The organism is Pseudoxanthomonas sacheonensis, from assembly GCF_010093305.1.
Taxonomy (GTDB): Bacteria; Pseudomonadota; Gammaproteobacteria; order Xanthomonadales; family Xanthomonadaceae; genus Pseudoxanthomonas_A; species Pseudoxanthomonas_A sacheonensis.
Genome location: NZ_PDWS01000004.1, coordinates 136,716 through 152,272 on the forward strand (window position 1 = coordinate 136,716; position 15,557 = coordinate 152,272).

Here is a 15,557-nt window from a genome sequence, read left to right on the forward strand (position 1 = left end):
GACTGTTCCTATTAATCAGTCCCTGTACCAGTCGCTTCAATCGGAGTGGGATAGATCCATCAGGAGTTCCCGTCCATCCGAGATCCTTGGTCTTGACGGCGTCAGCTACAATTTCAAGCTGCCTGATCAGTGCGCTAGCGCATGGTCGCCAGAGCCCAATACTCGCAACAGCAAGCTTGTTGCGCTTGTTGAATCGTTGCGGATTCTCGCCAGAGGAGAGGCGAAATTTTCCACAACAAGTGAGGATTCAGTGCTTGCGACGCTTCAAGAGCTGTCTCGGCCTTAGCCCACATACCTCCGGGCTAACAATTCACTCAGGTCGAACCCACCTCGCGGGTCGGCCTAATTCAGGGGCTTGGCGATCATGGTGAATGTACGGCGCACCCTCATTTTTGGCGGAGTTATGTCGCTAGCGCTCGGGATCGCATTGATTGTGCCATTGTGGGAAATGCCAAGCCCCAGACCAAAGCTCATCTCTTGTAATGAAATGAGTTACGAAGAACGTTTGAATCGCGATGAAATCAAGCATCGTGCCAGTCCAAATGTGGGCGGCATGGGGATGTATCACTACGTGGTCACCTATCAGCCATTGCCTGGATCAAAGCCACGCACCGAGTTGGTTCATGCAACTGTCGCGCTCTGGACCGATCATGGACGATTGCTGGGATCGGATCGTGGTGAGTTTGGTGGAGAACTTGTGCTCGCCGACAAAGAGAACCCGGAAGCTAAGCCAACGGTTTTATACCGCGATAATATTGAAGACCTGTTCTTAATGAAGTATGGGGTTCTTGCAACGACAGGCTACTTTCATCTTGATCAAGATATCGGTTCTATCCTTTTGATCAAATTCTCTGATAGCGGAAAACCCAGCGTGCGCGAGATTTTCAAGCTGCCCGGAGGGGTGCGTAGTTCTTGGGTGACAACGGACGACAAGTTGCTGGTCAATACAAGAGGGGGTTCGTTTGCCATATCATCGCCCACTAGCATCGAGCAAGTCCGATGCCGCAAGCACTGGTGGCAGATCGTCTAAGAATTCATTCAAGCGGAATCTAGCTCGGAGTCGGCTAGTCAGACCGGGGTGCATCAGCTGTCCTATCTTCGATGATCATGTCGCCGATGCGCGTCGGTCGGAACAGTGATGACTGCCTCTGACCAAAGAGGACCCGCAGGTTGGCTGTTGAGTCTCACCAATTGACACCCGGGGCCGGCAATAATGTGGGGATGAACCCCGCCTCTCGCGATAGTGGGCTGAGTGCCCCCGCCTACGGTCTGCTGCTCGGCCATACGCGCTGCCACTACTGCTACTCCCAGACGCCCACGGCCGCGCTGTGGGTGTCTTCGTTTGTCGAGACGGACAAAGAGGACGTGGTGGACCTAGGCGACGGAGCGCTATTGCACTACATCGAATACCTGGATGAGGGCGCGGCTGCGTTCGTGCGCGGACACGCCCCCTGGCTGCGCCCGGCTAGCACGCGTACGTCCGGTCAGACCTACCTTGCTCACCATTGCACCACGTGCGGTGCAATCCAGGGCGATCACTTCGTGTTTTCTCCAGACGGCCCCTATTGGCCGCAGGACAATGGCGACCTGTCACGCCTGCGCTTCATTGAGGGGCCGGGTGCGCTGATAGCCCGGGCTTCGGCTGGGCAGAGTGCATGGATGGATCGGGTGACGCATGTCTGCAGCCGGGAGTGAGAGGCGGGCCGTCCCGGCTGAGGATCGCCAATACGACCAGGTCTGGGACAAAGATGCGGGCGATTATGTGTCCCTGACCGAGTTCCTGGGCGATGGCACGTATGGCGAGATCATCGCCGACAGGCGGGTAGCGCTGGAGAACGACCTGGTCGAGGGCAAGGAGCGGTTCGTGTGCCCGGATTGCGAGAAGGCGATGGTGCTGCGATCCATCCCCACACGGGACAGGACTGAAGACCGCTTTTATTTCCGCCACCGCATCGACGATGGCACTTGCTCCGGCCGGAAGGGCTTATCGCCCGCGGCAATCTGCGCGCGCAAGTATGACCACGCCAAAGAAGGAGTCCGGCACAAGTTGTTCAAGCAGCTGATTGCCGAGAGCATCGCTGCTGATCCGCGATTCACCGACACCCGCGTGGAGGCCCGCTGGAAGGATGCTGATGGTGTCCGCTGGCGCCAGCCTGACGTGCAAAGTGTGTGGCAAGGCCGCCGCGTGGCCTTTGAGGTCCAGCTGTCCACGACCTTTCTGCATGTCATCGCCGAGCGCATGACCTTCTACCGCCACAACGACGGCGCATTGCTCTGGCTTTTCCGGGACTTGAACCCCGACGAGTTCAAGCTCGCCGAGGACGACATTTTTTATTCGAACAATCGCAACGCGTTTCGGGTGGGCGTGGATACGGTGGAGCGCTCCCGGGAACTGGGGCGCTTCATGCTCGGATGCGTTTGGCACGAACCACACCTGGACGAACGCGGCATTCTGGAAGATAGGGTTCAGCGGAGAATAGTGGGCTTCGACGAGCTCACCTTCGATGTGAGCGCCGGCGGCGTGCCCCGTGCTTTCTACTCCGACTACGACAATAAGCTGGCTGCTTGCCAGCAGAAGCAAGAGCAGGAACGTCAGGCGAAGAGGGAAGCACGCGACCAGGTGCTGCGTGACGCGTTGGAAGCAGCGGTGCTCAACTTCTCCATGGCCGATGAAGGTAACGACGATTGGTTGGAAATTCGCCAACGATTCCTGGGGCGGGGCTTCGATCTACCCCCGCGGCTTTATTACGACGAGGGTCCGTTTTACCTGCTCCAAGCCGCATACTCGGCCAAGCACGGCAAGCCCGTGGCCTGTGGCATCAAGAACCTGATGGGCTTGGCCAACAGCTTGTTCAATCTCCACAAGGACGCCTTGTGGGTGTTCTCGGTCATGCTCAGGCACTTCGATCGCGGCCACGACCTCACGGCCAACGGAAACGTGGACGGATGGAAGAAGAAGCGGGACGAATATCGGGAAGGGTGGTTCCTTGGGGATCCCACGTTCGAACCGAACCGCCGCTATGACAACTTGCTGGCGTTTCTTTTTCCGGACGCGGCCCACGCACTTCGGCAGTCTCCATCGCTGGTAGAAACCCTGCGGCGCCGGCGCCAACCGGCCAATCGCAGTCAGGAGGCCGCTGCCGCAGGGGAGTCCAAGAGAATAGGGGGTGCTCATGGCCGTTGAATTCGATGGGTCCAGCGTTCCATTGGCGCAGACGCCTTGGCGTAGTCACGTCATTCCCGACACTTTGCGCATCCTCACGCGTGCACCGTCGGTCGAAACTCGCGCGCTCATCAAGCGGTTGCAGGTGCGCTTCCAGCAAGTTCCAACGAAGGCAGAACAGCCATGAAATCGGAAGAATTGAAGCAGCGTGTCGACCAGGTTGAAGGGTTCATCCGGGCCCTGACGCAGGAATGCCACATCCTGGATGAGCGCAGACACATCCTCGCGCCCCTGCTCCAAAATTCCGAGATCCAACAGGCCTTGAAAAAGAAGCTGGACAAGACACCAGGGGTGGGCGCTTGGAACCATTTGGCTCCACTACTCGGCCAGGATCTCTTACGCGACCAGGCGCGGCTCTTCCTCGACGACGACAGCCGATCGGGAAGTTTGACCAACCTCTGGCGCAAACTCCGCGTCGACCCGGCGATCAAGGATCACTTTCGTGAAGTCTATGGCCGAATGTTCGACGACTTGCGCACCGACACGATAGAAGGCCTTTCTCCAGAGAGCTCAGCAGCCATCATGGAGCAATTCGCACAGCAAGATCGGGACAAGAACTACGCGCGGTTCGACGAAGATTGGGAACGGGTGGAAGCCGAGATGGCCGTCCTCGGCAGTAATCCAGTGGCAGCAAAAATAAAGACGTTCCGCAATAAGCGCCACGCCCATTTCGAAATGCAGAAGTTGGACGAAGAGCCAAAGCCGTTCGATGCGGATTCCATTGGGCTGACCTTCGATGAGGTGTTGGCGTTCGGTGACCTCGGTCAGGCCCTCGTGGCCAAACTTGGCCTATTGCTGACGGGGACAAGTTGGGATCCGCAGGAGTTTGCGCAGGCGCACGCCAAACAAGGCACTGACATGTGGAAGACGCTTGCCAATTAAGGCGCTTGAGAATCGCCGAGACGGGTTTGATGTGCCGAGCGGCAAGCCACGACCATGGCCTACGCTAAAGGAAAATCTGAACTAGCCTAGGCCTTTCTGTCTCCGCAGATCTATGAAGTGAGCCCGGCACCCGGTTCGATTCCGACCAGGGCACCCCTACGATGTATAGCTTGACGAGGCTTAGCCGGTCGCCCCTGCGGCCAGGTTAGTGATGTAGCTGCGGATCACCTTAGCCTTGCCGCTGGCCACATAGTGCTCGGCGGTTTCGCCGCCCAGTTCGGTCAATGGCACGTTGCGGAACCAGTAGATCGCACGCTCGGCGTCACCGCCGTTGAAATCCAGAAGCATGGCGATCACGCTGATCGAGTTCCGCATGTAGTCCTGCACCTTCTCCGACTCCGGAGCATGCAGGAGGGCCGTGTGGTGCACGTGCGCAAGGTCAGCCAAGCGTTGCATGCTGATGTGCAGGCGTTCGACGTAGGCCTTTGGGGAAATGATCGCGTCTTCGCGTAAGCCCACAGCGAAGCTGGTCGAGTCCTCACGCATTACGGCACTCTTCCCCTGCATGTGGAGCCGGACGACCACTGCAAGCCATCGTATAAGGCTGCAAGGCGGACCTCCAAGACGGTAGGACGGACGGTAGCGTAGAGATGCGGAATTCTTAGGCTTGTCCTCAGCGCAACTGACCTTTCACGGCGAACACTTTCGGATTGCTTCGATCGATCTGCAATCCTTTGGTCGCTAAATGTCGATCCACCCGCTGCCGGCCAGCCTCAACTAAGGCGGCTTCATTGCCTAAATGATTCTTGGGATCCAAGCGCCTGATCTCAGCTTGCAAACTATCGAGCTGTTCGGCTAGCACATTGCGTTGGTACTGAGCGGCATAGCTTTCGGCCTGTGCTTGCGCCAAGCGCTGTTCGAGATCAGCTGCATAGCGCTGCCAGGAGGCTAGTGCGTCATTGGCGTCGCGCTGCTCCCTGCCACGCTGCCACTGTTGCGCGTAGCGCTCGGACAGCACGCCTTGCTGAAAGCCTTCTCCTACCGGCAGCACCATGGCTTGACCCCCTTCCCGGCTATATAGGATTTTCTTATATAAGAAAAGCGTATTTAGCGTCAAGGCCGCCCAAAGCTCGGCGGCCCCATGCCCAAACCTATTCATCGTCCGGAATACGCCGTCGTTCGCCGTCTATTGACGGATATCCGGCATGAGGCACAGCTCACGCAGGAAGCAGTAGCAGAGGCGCTAGGTCAGCCTCAGCCGTACATGAGCACCATCGAGGCCGGCCAGCGGAGAATCGACATCATCGAGCTGCGAGACCTGTGTCGAGCACTCGGTGTCAGCTTGGACGACTTTGTAAGAAGGCTTGAGGCGGCACTCGCCGCGCCCACGAAGAGCAGTCCCGTCAAGCGGCGCCGAGTAGATCGGAGGACGTGAGACGGATCTAGTCATTCTTAAGTCGCTAGCCAATCACCTGGAGATCGCCAAAAGGGTTGACCAGTGCCGTCCGCGTACCGCGCAGGTCTCTCATTGGTCCTTGGCCAACTTCGTCGCTTCGGCATCGCATGCGACTTATGGGCGCCATCCGCGTTTAGATGTTGATCGTCCGTCGCTTAGCTCACCACTTTGGTCGCCGATGGCGACCATTAGACTCCCATTCGCCGACATTTGATAAAGAATTGAGCCAGCTCTGCGTCAGATCGCCTACACGGAAATACTCGCTTTATGGCTTTAGCGTTCTCACCTTTTGACCCCCCCAGTACCTGCCATATCCCTAAATCTACAGTGGCGAAAACACCGCCCGGGCAGCCTTTCGCAGCCACTCGTCAACTTTCAAAGCATCCATGCGGTTGACAGCCTTGCTTCCGGTTTTCAGACTGCCCGGACTTTAACGCCGCGAGGCCCCGATGTCCGCACAAGCTCCGATCACCGCCAGTCCGGCTTCCACGGGCGCGATCCGCCACGACTGGCAGCAGTCCGAATTGCTGGCCCTGTTCGAACTGCCGTTCACCGAACTCCTGCACCGGGCCGCCAGCGTGCACCGTCAGCATTTCGATCCGGCCGAAGTCCAGGTTTCCACTCTTTTGTCGGTCAAGACCGGCGGCTGCCCCGAGGACTGCGCCTACTGCCCGCAGGCCCAGCGCTACCACACCGGCGTGGACGCGCAGAAATTGATGAGCACCGAGGCGGTGCTGGAAAAGGCCAGGCAGGCCAAGGCCGCCGGCGCCTCGCGCTTCTGCATGGGCGCGGCCTGGCGCTCGCCCAAGGACCGCGATATCCCCAAGGTCGCGGCCATGATCCGCGAAGTGAAGGCGCTGGGGCTGGAAACCTGCGCCACCCTGGGCATGCTCAGCGCGCCGCAGGCCGATGCCTTGAAGTCGGCCGGCCTGGACTACTACAACCACAACCTGGACACCGCACCGGATTTCTACGGCCAGATCATCCATACCCGCGAATACCAGGACCGCCTGGACACGCTGGAACACGTGCGCGACGCCGGCATGAAGACCTGCTGCGGCGGCATCGTCGGCTTGGGCGAGTCGCGCGCCCAGCGCGCCGGCCTGCTGCTGGCGCTGGCCAACCTGCCGGCGCATCCGGATTCGGTGCCGATCAACCGCCTGGTGCAGGTGGAAGGCACCCCGCTGCACGGCACCGCCGAACTGGATCCGTTCGAATTCGTGCGCACCATCGCAATCGCGCGGATCACCATGCCTCACTCTATGGTCAGATTGTCGGCTGGCCGCGAATCCATGAGCGACGAGCTGCAGGCGCTGTGCTTCGCCGCTGGCGCCAATTCGATCTTCTACGGGGAAAAACTGTTGACCACCGGCAACCCGGACGTGGAACGCGACCAGGCGCTGTTCGCGCGCCTGGGCCTGCGGCCCATGCCGGTGGAGCCAGCCATGCCAGCGCCAGGGGGAACCGTGCATGCCGACATCGTCGAACACAACCACGCCTGCGGACGCGCCGCCTAAAGCCATGCGGCCCGATCTGCACGAACGCGTCCACGCGCTGCGCAAACTGCGCATCGCCCAGGGCCGCGTGCGCGTGCGCCGCACCATCACCCGCCGCGACGGCGTGTGCGTGGAAGTCGACGGCCGCTGGCTGACCGAATTCTGCAGCAACGATTACCTGGGCCTGTCGCAGCAATTCGAAGTGGTCAGCGCGCTGCAGGACGGCGCCGCGCGCGACGGCGTCGGCGCGGGCGCTTCGCATCTGGTCAGCGGCCACCACGCCGCCCACGAAGCCCTGGAGCGCGAAATCGCGCAGTGGCTGGGTTATTCGCGCGGGCTGCTGTTCGGCAGCGGATTCACGGCCAATCTGGCCGTGCAACAGGCTTTGCTGCAGGAAGACGACGATGTCTGCGTGCAGGACCGCCTCAACCACGCCAGTCTGCTGGATGCATCGCTGCTTGCGGGTTGCAGGCTGCGGCGTTATCCGCATGCCGACGCCGAAGGCGCGCTGCGGCAACTCAAGCATGCGCCGGAAGGCGCGGCGATGCTGGCCACCGATGGCGTCTTCAGCATGGACGGCGACGTGGCGCCGCTGCGCGCGCTGACTCTGGTCGCGCGCATGCAGCGGGCATTGCTGTACGTGGACGACGCGCATGGCGTCGGCGTGCGCGGGCCGGAAGGGCGCGGAAGCGTGGCCGAAGCGAACCTGGGCATGGTCGAAGTGCCGCTGCAACTGGTTACCCTGGGCAAGGCGCTGGGCGGTTATGGCGCGGTGGTGGTCGGCGACGACGCCCTGATCCAGCACCTGCACGAAACCGCGCGTCCCTACATCTACACCACGGCGCTGCCGCCGGCGCAGGCAGCGGCGGCGCTGGCCGCGGTCAAGCATGCGCGCCGCGATCATTGGCGGCGGGAAAAGCTGCAGGGACTGATCGGCCGCTTCCGCACCGGTGCGCAACGCCATGGACTGGAACTGTTGCCTTCCGATTCGCCCATCCAGCCGGTGATGTGCGGCGACGACGCCAGCGCGGTGGCTCTGTCCTCGGCGCTGGAAAACGCCGGCTATCTGGTCACCGCCATCCGCCCGCCCACCGTGCCCGAAGGCAAGGCGCGCCTGCGGGTGACTTTGTCCGCTTTGCACATGGCGGCCGAGGTGGATGCCATGGTCGAAGTCCTGGCGCGCTCGCGCGATGCGGTGCAACGCGTACGCGGCGCTGCCTGATTCGATGGCGTTGCATATCGAAACCGTGGGCGATGGCCCACCCTTGGTATTGATTCATGGTTGGGGATTACACGGCGGAGTGTTCGCGCCGCTGGTCGATCGTTTGTCCGATCGTTTCCGCATGCATCTGGTCGATCTACCCGGCCACGGCTACAGCCGCGAAGACGCCACGCCGCTGACGCTGCAAGCCACCGTCGCCGAAATCCTTGCGCGCACGCCGCCTGCTGCCTGGCTGGCGTGGTCGCTGGGTGGCCTGTTCGCCTTGCATGCCGCTTCGGTCTCCACGCAGGTACGCGCACTGGCGCTGGTCGCGGTCACGCCGCGCTTCGTGCGTGGCGGGGATTGGCCGCATGCGGTGGAAGTCTCGATGTTCGAGCAGTTCGGCAAGGACCTGCAGCAGGATTATCGCGGCACGCTGGAGCGTTTCCTGGCGCTGGATACCATCGGTTCCGAGCATGCGCGCGCCGAACTGCGCACGTTGAAGGGAAAGCTCTACGCGCGCGGTGAACCTTCTCCGCAAGCTTTGCAACAGGGCCTCGTTTTACTGGAGCAAAGCGATCTGCGCGGATCGTTGCCGGCGGTGTCGGTCCCCAGCCTGTGGATCTCCGGACATCGCGACCGCCTGGTCTCTCCCGCCGCCATGCAGGCCGCCGCGGCGATGGCGCCGGGCAGCCGCTACCTGGACATTGCAGGCGGCGGACACGCCCCTTTCCTCGGCCATGCCGACCAGGTTGCCGACGAAGTACGCAACTTCATGGCATCCGTTCCCCCGCCGTAGGAGCGACGTAAGTCGCGAATGGACGCTGTTCGCACGAGCTTGCCTTCGCGACTTGCGTCGCTCCTACGGTTTCATGAGATCGCATCAGAGATTTGCAGCAGAATCATCCTCAATGAACGCCCCTTTCGACCACCGCCAGATCCGCCGCGCTTTTTCGCGTTCCGCCTCCAGTTACGATGCGGCCGCCGCCCTGCAGCACGAAGTCGAGAAGCGCCTGCTCGAATCGCTGGACTATCTGGGCGAGCGCACGCCGCAAGTAGCGTTGGATGTCGGCAGCGGCCCGGCGCACGCGGCCGCTGCGATGCGCAAGCGTTGGCCGCGTGCGCAGGTGGTGGCGCTGGACATGGCCCTGCCGATGCTGCGCGAGGCGAAGAAGCATGCGGGCTGGTGGAAGCCGTTCGCGCGCGTGTGCGCCGATGCGCGCGCGTTGCCCTTCGCCGACGGCAGCGTGGATGTGTTGTTCAGCAATCTTTGCCTGCAATGGGTGGAGGATTTGCCGGCGGTATTCGCCGGATTCAGGCGCGTGCTCAAGCCGGGCGGACTGTTGCTGTGCTCCACCTTCGGCCCGGAAACGCTGATCGAATTGCGCGACGCCTTCGCACAGGCCGATGCGACGCCGCATGTCAGCCGGTTCCCGCCCATCGCGCAATTCGGCGATGCCTTGCTGATGTCGGGGTTTCGCGATCCGGTGGTCGATCGCGACCGCTTCACCCTGACCTACGACGACTTGCCCGCATTGATGCGCGAACTACGGGCGATGGGCGCGACCAATGCCTTGCAGGCGCGCCGGCATACGTTGACCGGGCGTTCGCGCTTCGCGGCGGCTACCGCCGCCTACGAAACCTTCCGTCGCGACGATGGCAAGCTGCCCAGCACCTGGGAAGTCATCTACGCGCATGCCTGGGCGCCGCCACCGGGCGCACCGATCCGCGGACAGGGCGAGGAAGTGGCCTCGGTGCCGATATCGGCGATACCGATCCGTCGACGCGAATGATTAATCCCTCTCCCTTGATGGGAGAGGGTGGCCGAAGGCCGGGAGAGGGTGCGCCGGAGCCCGTAATGGTGAACAATCTGTTGTGGGTCGAGTGAAGCGGAGCCAAAGCACGCATCGCTACGCTCGCGCACTCCTCTCCTGCCCCCGTATCAAGTACGGGGCAGGCTCTCCGGGCATCCTCTCAGCTTTGCACATCCTCGGGCACTACAAGGGGAGAGGAGGAGCGAAACCATCTTCACCAACGTATCCAACTAGCTCTGAACCCGCGACTCGCGCGTCGGGGGCGTAGCCCCGACCTACGCTGAAACCTGCGTGATCCAGTCCTGCAGGTTGTAGTAGTTGCTGACCCGCGCGATGCGGTCTTCGCGGATATCGAAGAACGCGCCGCCGGGCAACACGTATTTCTGGCCGCGGGCCGGCGGCAGGCCTTCGTCGGTGGCGTGGTATTGGCCGTGCACCACGTACTCGGCCGCTGCGCGGTCGCCGTCGATGGTGGCCAGCACGACGATGTCGCGCAATTGTTCGCGGTAGCTGGCCTGCATGCGCGCCAGGAAAGCCGCGAACGCTTCGCGACCGATTTCGCGGCCGCCCTGGTTGAGGTCGTGGGCCACATCCTCGGTCAACAGCGCCAGCATGCCGTCCCAGTCGCCGCGGTTGAAGGCGGAGTAATAGGTCAGCACCAGTTCGGTGGCGCGGTCCTGCTTGCGGTTGCCATCGATCTTCATGGACGGATTCCCTGCCTGATTCAGCATTTCATCATAGCGCCGACGGCATCCACCCGTTCCCGGCGCGGCCATAGGCTGCGGTTATCGGCTGCAATCATCTGGTTTTCACGAACAGGTCGCGATGGAAGAAATACACCTCCTGCAACAGGAAGCGCTTGCGCGTCTCGAAGCTGCGGAAGCGGCTGGTGGGCGTGGACGATCCCAGCGCGTCGATGCCCGCCTCCCGCGCCAGCCGCAGCGCCCGCGCCATGTGCAGGGGATCGCTGACGATGATCGCGCGCTTGAACCCGTGCGCCTTCATCAGCGCCGCCGCCTGCTGCAGGTTCTGGTGGGTGGTGCGCGACCGGGTTTCGATCAGGATCGCCTGCCGCGGTACGCCGTGTTTCAGCGCATAGCGCTGGGCCACCTGCGATTCGGAGAACCGCGCGCCGTTGCCGAAACCGCCGGTGAAGATGAGGTGCTTGGCCAGGCCACGCTGGTAAAGGTCGATGCCGTGGCGGATTCGTTCGGCGAACACCGGCGAAGGACGGGCGTCGTAGGCGGCGGCGCCCAGCACGATGATCACATCGGCGGGCGCGGCCTGGTCGCGCTCGCCGACCCAGACGATGTAGGACGCCACACCCGCCAGCCACAGCGCCAGCAACAGCAGCAGGCGCCAGGCCCAGCCCAGCACGCCGCGTCGCTTGCGTTGCCCGCGCGCGCTCATCGCGCGCTCCAGGGCAGGGCGTCCAGGTCGACGTTGCCGCCGGACAACAGCAGGCCGACGCGCCGCCCGGCGAAGCGCGCGGAGTGTTGCAGCACCGCCGCCAGGGCGATGGCCGAAGAAGGCTCCACCAACTGCTTGGTGGTCTGCCAGAGCAGGCGCATGGCTTGCAGGGTGTCGGCGTCGCGCACCGTCAGCACTTCCACCGCGTATCGCCGCAGCAGTTCGAAATTCGGTTGTCCCAGGGTGCCGCGCAGGCCATCGCAGACGGTGTCGGGAACGAAATCGACGAGACGCTCGCCAGCGGCCAGCGAACGCGCGGTATCGGCGGCGCCCTCCGGTTCGGCCAGCACCACCCGGCAATCCGGCAGCAGGGCCGCCGCGGCGATCGCCGTGCCCGCGGCCAGGCCGCCGCCGCCCACCGGCACCACCAGCACTTCCAACTCCTCCACGGCATTGAGCAATTCCAGCGCCGCGGTGCCCTGGCCCGCGATCACGCGCGGATCGGTGTAGGGATGGACCAGAACCGCTCCGGTTTCGCGCTGCACCTGCAGGCATTTCTCCTCGCGCGCGGCGATGCTGGGTGCGCAGGGGTGCAGGGTCGCGCCGTAGCGCTGGATCGATGCCAGTTTGGCGGCCACCGCACCCTCGGGCACCACCACATGGCAGGCGATGCCCCGGGTCTGGGCGGCCAGCGCCAGCGCCGCGCCATGGTTGCCGGAGGAATGGGTGACCACGCTCGCGCGTGCTTGCGCCTCGGAAAGCGCCCAGACCGCATTGCACGCGCCGCGGAACTTGAATGCGCCCACCCGTTGCAGATGCTCGGCCTTGAAGTGCAGCTGCGCCGACGCCAGCGTGTCCAGCGTGCGCGAACGGAGTACCGGAGTGACGTAGGCATGGGGCGAAATACGTGCGGCGGCGGCCAGGATGTCGTCGAAGCAAGGCAGGGAGTCGGGCATGCCCAAAGATTAGCGTATCCCTCGCCGGTCCCGGACCCACCGAAGCCAACCGGCATCGGCACATAGGCCGAGCACATGAACGGAACCCGCCGTGTCCGAAGCCAGCCGGTGGAATTAAGCACCGATTCAATGCGGCAGGCAGATTCTGGCCGTACGAATCAGGGGTGTCTTATGAAAATGCGTCTGTTGACCGCACTCTTCGCCGCCGCCGCACTCAGCGGCTGCGCGACGTACGACTATGCCGGCGGCAGCGCACCCGGTGGCTATTACTACGGTCGGCCTTCGGTGGAGTACTACGGACCTTATGGCGGAGGCTACGGGTACGGCTCGTACGGTTACGGCGGCTATGGGTATGGTGGCGGCTACGGCTACGCCCCCTACGGCTATTACGGCGGCTATTACCCTTACTACTACTACCCCTACCGTCCGTATCGCCCGCACCACCCGCGTCCGGATCACGACGACGACCGGCCGCCGAGCCAGGGCGGCCGTCCGCCCCCCTGGCGCCGTCCCGACGGCCGCTACCAGGATTCGGGCCAGGTGATGATTCCGCCCCGCAACGGCATTCCCCAGGTTCCCAGCCAACCGCAGGTCCGCCAGGAAGGCGGCCGCTATCCGGGCATGCGGGTCAGGCCCGAGGGCGGCAACCAGCCCCCGCGGATGTCGGTTCCTTCCCAACCCCAGCCCCGCCAGATGGAAAGGCCGCGTCCGGTGGAACGTGCGCAACCGGCCCCGCGCGCAGCAAACCGCGAGCGGATAAGAACCGAAGAACCCTGACCCTCAACGCGTGCGTCCGGACGCCGCAGGGCTTGTCATGGGCAGTTGACCGGTTGCGTCGCTTATTGACGTGATTGGAATGACAAGCCTCTATGTCGACGTCCGGTGGGGAAATCTGGATCCCCCCTGTTCCGGCCCTGCCGGGCGTCGGCGCTCATGCAAAAGCCCGGCCATGCCGGGCTTTTTGTTGGATTGGCCGCGCGTTGCAAATAAAATGGGGCCGGCAGTCCCCCGACTACCGGCCCCGCGCTCCCCCGCAGTGCACATGGCTGGCCCCTGTTCCAATTACCAGCCTGCGCCCCTGGTCGCTTGCCACGACGGGTGCAATGGGGATATCGCAGAAACCGTGCCAACTTTTCTGCATGCCCCGGTTAGCTCCTCCTCTCCTGCAATGCGAAACTGATCGCCATGAACGCCTCTTTCCACCACTACGACGTCATCGTCATAGGCGGCGGCCACGCCGGTACCGAAGCGGCGCTGGCCTCCGCGCGCGCCGGTGCGCGCACGCTGCTGCTCACCCACAACGTGGAAACCGTGGGCGCGATGAGCTGCAACCCGGCCATCGGCGGCATCGGCAAGGGCCACCTGGTCAAGGAAATCGACGCGCTGGGCGGGGTCATGGCGCACGCGGCCGACCTGGCCGGCATCCAATGGCGCACGCTCAACGCATCCAAAGGTCCGGCGGTACGCGCCACGCGCTGCCAGGCCGACCGTTCGCTGTATCGCAGCGCCATCCGCCGCATCGTCGAGGCACAGCCCAACTTGACGATCTTCCAGGCTGCCGTCGACGATCTGGTGATCGAAAACAATACCGTGCGCGGCGCCATCACCCAGACCGGCCTGCGTTTCGATGCGCCCTGCGTGGTGCTGACTGCGGGCACCTTCCTGGCCGGCAAGATCCATGTTGGCGAAACCCAGTACGCCGCCGGCCGCGCCGGCGATCCGCCCGCCACTGCGCTGGCGCACAAACTGCGCGAAGGTTTGTTCGTGGTCGATCGTCTGAAGACCGGCACGCCGCCGCGCATCGATGGACGTTCGCTGGACTATTCGGTGATGGAGGAACAGCCCGGCGACGATCCGCTGCCGGTGATGTCCTTCGTCGGCGACGCCTCGCAGCATCCGCGCCAGGTCTCGTGCTGGATCACCCACACCAGCGAGCGCACGCACGAAATCATCCGCAACGCGCTGCATCGCTCGCCGCTGTACAGCGGCCAGATCGAAGGCATCGGCCCGCGCTACTGCCCGTCCATCGAAGACAAAGTGGTGCGCTTCGCCGAAAAAGCCTCGCATCAGATCTTCGTCGAACCGGAAGGGCTCGACGTCGCCGAAATCTATCCCAACGGCATTTCCACCTCGCTGCCGTTCGACGTGCAGTTGGAGCTGGTGCGCAGCATCCGCGGCATGGAACAGGCGCACATCACCCGGCCGGGTTACGCCATCGAATACGATTTCTTCGATCCGCGCGGATTGAAATCCTCGCTGGAAACCAAGGCGGTAGCCGGCCTGTTCTTCGCCGGACAGATCAACGGCACCACCGGTTACGAGGAAGCCGCAGCGCAGGGATTGATCGCCGGCCTCAACGCCGCGCGGCAGGTGCAGCAGAAAGAAGCGTGGTCGCCGCGTCGCGACGAAGCCTATATCGGCGTCCTCATCGACGATCTGATCACCCACGGCACCAAGGAGCCGTACCGCATGTTCACTTCGCGCGCGGAATACCGCCTGCAGCTGCGCGAAGACAATGCGGATCTGCGCCTGACCGAAACCGGCCGGGCGATGGGGCTGGTCGACGATGCGCGCTGGTCGAAGTTCGCCGCCAAGCGCGATGCGATCGCCAGCGAAACCGAGCGCCTGCGTGCGGTCTGGGTGTCGCCCGGCAATGCGCTGGGCCGCGAGGTGGAAGCCGTTCTGGGTATCGCGGTCAGCCGCGAGACCACCGTGCTGGACATGATCAAGCGCCCGGAACTGGATTACGCCAAGCTGGCGTCGGTGCCTTCGATCGGACCCGGAGTGGAAGACGCCAAAGTCGCCGAACAGGTGGAGATCGGCGTGAAGTATTCCGGTTACCTGGACCGCCAGCGCGAAGAGATCGAGCGCCAGCAGCGCAACGAGGACACGACCATTCCGTCGGGCTTCGATTACGCCGGCGTGCGCGGCCTGTCCTTCGAGGTGCTGCAGAAGCTGGAACGCGTGCAGCCGCAGACCGTCGGCCAGGCGCAGCGCATTCCCGGCATGACGCCCGCGGCGATTTCGTTGCTGCTGGTGCATCTGACGCGCGCGCGCCGTAGCCGAGTCGCCTGACGTAGGAGCGACGTAAGTCGCGACGGAAAAAAGCGGGGTCTTGG

General features: G+C 63.3%; 16 protein-coding genes. 11 read left to right on the top strand and 5 right to left on the bottom strand.

The genetic code is table 11. The annotated features are described in order from the left end of the window. Positions 1-355: 355 nt before the first annotated feature. The 4 genes from CSC73_RS05785 to CSC73_RS05800 all read left to right on the top strand — a co-directional run bounded on the left by CSC73_RS05785 (position 356) and on the right by CSC73_RS05800 (position 4,105). Positions 356-1,030 (top strand): hypothetical protein, encoded by a 675-nt coding sequence (locus CSC73_RS05785; RefSeq protein ID WP_163839464.1) that lies wholly within the window; start codon positions 356-358, stop codon positions 1,028-1,030. Between the two features lie 191 nt (positions 1,031-1,221). Then, positions 1,222-1,695 (top strand): hypothetical protein, encoded by a 474-nt coding sequence (locus CSC73_RS05790; protein WP_163839465.1) that lies wholly within the window; start codon positions 1,222-1,224, stop codon positions 1,693-1,695. Then, positions 1,676-3,184 carry a DUF6035 family protein gene (locus CSC73_RS05795; protein WP_163839466.1) on the top strand — a complete coding sequence of 503 codons (1,509 nt, stop codon included), beginning with the start codon at positions 1,676-1,678 and terminating at the stop codon, positions 3,182-3,184. The genes CSC73_RS05790 and CSC73_RS05795 overlap by 20 nt, the downstream gene beginning before the upstream one ends. A 162-nt stretch (positions 3,185-3,346) precedes the next feature. Beyond that, positions 3,347-4,105: an AbiU2 domain-containing protein gene (locus tag CSC73_RS05800; RefSeq protein WP_163839467.1), complete on the top strand. Its 759-nt coding sequence runs from the start codon at positions 3,347-3,349 to the stop codon at positions 4,103-4,105. A 180-nt stretch (positions 4,106-4,285) separates the two neighbouring features. Here CSC73_RS05800 and CSC73_RS05805 read toward each other — a convergent pair whose 3' ends face one another. Both CSC73_RS05805 and CSC73_RS05810 read right to left on the bottom strand, forming a co-directional pair. Beyond that, positions 4,286-4,651, bottom strand: a complete 366-nt coding sequence (locus CSC73_RS05805) for a DUF2384 domain-containing protein (protein ID WP_163839468.1) — start codon at positions 4,649-4,651, stop codon at positions 4,286-4,288. Between the two features lie 127 nt (positions 4,652-4,778). After that, positions 4,779-5,159, bottom strand: coding sequence for a hypothetical protein (locus CSC73_RS05810; protein WP_163839469.1), 381 nt, complete (start codon positions 5,157-5,159; stop codon positions 4,779-4,781). An 87-nt stretch (positions 5,160-5,246) separates the two neighbouring features. Here CSC73_RS05810 and CSC73_RS05815 point away from each other — a divergent pair, with 87 nt between their 5' ends. The 5 genes from CSC73_RS05815 to bioC all read left to right on the top strand — a co-directional run bounded on the left by CSC73_RS05815 (position 5,247) and on the right by bioC (position 10,051). Then, positions 5,247-5,540, top strand: a complete 294-nt coding sequence (locus CSC73_RS05815; RefSeq protein ID WP_163839470.1) for a helix-turn-helix domain-containing protein — start codon at positions 5,247-5,249, stop codon at positions 5,538-5,540. Between the two features lie 470 nt (positions 5,541-6,010). Then, positions 6,011-7,078 carry a biotin synthase BioB gene (gene bioB, locus CSC73_RS05820; RefSeq protein ID WP_163839471.1) on the top strand — a complete coding sequence of 356 codons (1,068 nt, stop codon included), beginning with the start codon at positions 6,011-6,013 and terminating at the stop codon, positions 7,076-7,078. Continuing rightward, the gene (gene bioF, locus CSC73_RS05825; protein WP_211840824.1) at positions 7,032-8,279 is read left to right on the top strand and encodes an 8-amino-7-oxononanoate synthase; all 1,248 of its coding nucleotides are present in this window, start codon (positions 7,032-7,034) and stop codon (positions 8,277-8,279) included. Before bioB ends, bioF begins: the two co-directional genes overlap by 47 nt. Before the next feature lie 10 nt (positions 8,280-8,289). Then, on the top strand, positions 8,290-9,057 hold the full coding sequence (gene bioH, locus CSC73_RS05830) for a pimeloyl-ACP methyl ester esterase BioH (protein ID WP_163839524.1): 768 nt from the start codon (positions 8,290-8,292) through the stop codon (positions 9,055-9,057). A gap of 112 nt (positions 9,058-9,169) precedes the next feature. Then, positions 9,170-10,051 (top strand): malonyl-ACP O-methyltransferase BioC, encoded by an 882-nt coding sequence (bioC, locus tag CSC73_RS05835; protein WP_163839472.1) that lies wholly within the window; start codon positions 9,170-9,172, stop codon positions 10,049-10,051. Between the two features lie 296 nt (positions 10,052-10,347). Here the strand turns inward: bioC and CSC73_RS05840 are convergent, their stop codons facing one another. The 3 genes from CSC73_RS05840 to CSC73_RS05850 all read right to left on the bottom strand — a co-directional run bounded on the left by CSC73_RS05840 (position 10,348) and on the right by CSC73_RS05850 (position 12,438). Further along, positions 10,348-10,776: a ketosteroid isomerase-related protein gene (locus CSC73_RS05840; protein WP_163839473.1), complete on the bottom strand. Its 429-nt coding sequence runs from the start codon at positions 10,774-10,776 to the stop codon at positions 10,348-10,350. A 94-nt stretch (positions 10,777-10,870) separates the two neighbouring features. Next, the gene (locus tag CSC73_RS05845) at positions 10,871-11,482 is read right to left on the bottom strand and encodes a YdcF family protein (protein WP_163839474.1); all 612 of its coding nucleotides are present in this window, start codon (positions 11,480-11,482) and stop codon (positions 10,871-10,873) included. Beyond that, positions 11,479-12,438, bottom strand: coding sequence for a pyridoxal-phosphate dependent enzyme (locus tag CSC73_RS05850; RefSeq protein WP_163839475.1), 960 nt, complete (start codon positions 12,436-12,438; stop codon positions 11,479-11,481). Before CSC73_RS05850 ends, CSC73_RS05845 begins: the two co-directional genes overlap by 4 nt. A gap of 171 nt (positions 12,439-12,609) precedes the next feature. Here CSC73_RS05850 and CSC73_RS05855 point away from each other — a divergent pair, with 171 nt between their 5' ends. Next, positions 12,610-13,215: a hypothetical protein gene (locus tag CSC73_RS05855; protein WP_211840825.1), complete on the top strand. Its 606-nt coding sequence runs from the start codon at positions 12,610-12,612 to the stop codon at positions 13,213-13,215. Positions 13,216-13,623: 408 nt separating this feature from the next. Further along, positions 13,624-15,513, top strand: coding sequence for a tRNA uridine-5-carboxymethylaminomethyl(34) synthesis enzyme MnmG (gene mnmG / locus CSC73_RS05860; RefSeq protein ID WP_163839476.1), 1,890 nt, complete (start codon positions 13,624-13,626; stop codon positions 15,511-15,513). The last annotated feature ends 44 nt before the right edge of the window (positions 15,514-15,557 follow it).

Bases quoted from the DNA above. Each gene is read 5' to 3' on its own strand.
- CSC73_RS05790 (WP_163839465.1), top strand. From the start codon at position 1,222: ATGAACCCCGCCTCTCGCGATAGTGGGCTGAGTGCCCCCGCCTACGGT.
- CSC73_RS05795 (WP_163839466.1), top strand. From the start codon at position 1,676: ATGTCTGCAGCCGGGAGTGAGAGGCGGGCCGTCCCGGCTGAGGATCGC.
- CSC73_RS05800 (WP_163839467.1), top strand. From the start codon at position 3,347: ATGAAATCGGAAGAATTGAAGCAGCGTGTCGACCAGGTTGAAGGGTTC.
- CSC73_RS05805 (WP_163839468.1), bottom strand. From the start codon at position 4,651: ATGCGTGAGGACTCGACCAGCTTCGCTGTGGGCTTACGCGAAGACGCG.
- CSC73_RS05810 (WP_163839469.1), bottom strand. From the start codon at position 5,159: ATGGTGCTGCCGGTAGGAGAAGGCTTTCAGCAAGGCGTGCTGTCCGAG.
- CSC73_RS05815 (WP_163839470.1), top strand. From the start codon at position 5,247: ATGCCCAAACCTATTCATCGTCCGGAATACGCCGTCGTTCGCCGTCTA.
- bioB (WP_163839471.1), top strand. From the start codon at position 6,011: ATGTCCGCACAAGCTCCGATCACCGCCAGTCCGGCTTCCACGGGCGCG.
- bioF (WP_211840824.1), top strand. From the start codon at position 7,032: ATGCCGACATCGTCGAACACAACCACGCCTGCGGACGCGCCGCCTAAA.
- bioC (WP_163839472.1), top strand. From the start codon at position 9,170: ATGAACGCCCCTTTCGACCACCGCCAGATCCGCCGCGCTTTTTCGCGT.
- CSC73_RS05840 (WP_163839473.1), bottom strand. From the start codon at position 10,776: ATGAAGATCGATGGCAACCGCAAGCAGGACCGCGCCACCGAACTGGTG.
- CSC73_RS05845 (WP_163839474.1), bottom strand. From the start codon at position 11,482: ATGAGCGCGCGCGGGCAACGCAAGCGACGCGGCGTGCTGGGCTGGGCC.
- CSC73_RS05850 (WP_163839475.1), bottom strand. From the start codon at position 12,438: ATGCCCGACTCCCTGCCTTGCTTCGACGACATCCTGGCCGCCGCCGCA.
- CSC73_RS05855 (WP_211840825.1), top strand. From the start codon at position 12,610: ATGAAAATGCGTCTGTTGACCGCACTCTTCGCCGCCGCCGCACTCAGC.
- mnmG (WP_163839476.1), top strand. From the start codon at position 13,624: ATGAACGCCTCTTTCCACCACTACGACGTCATCGTCATAGGCGGCGGC.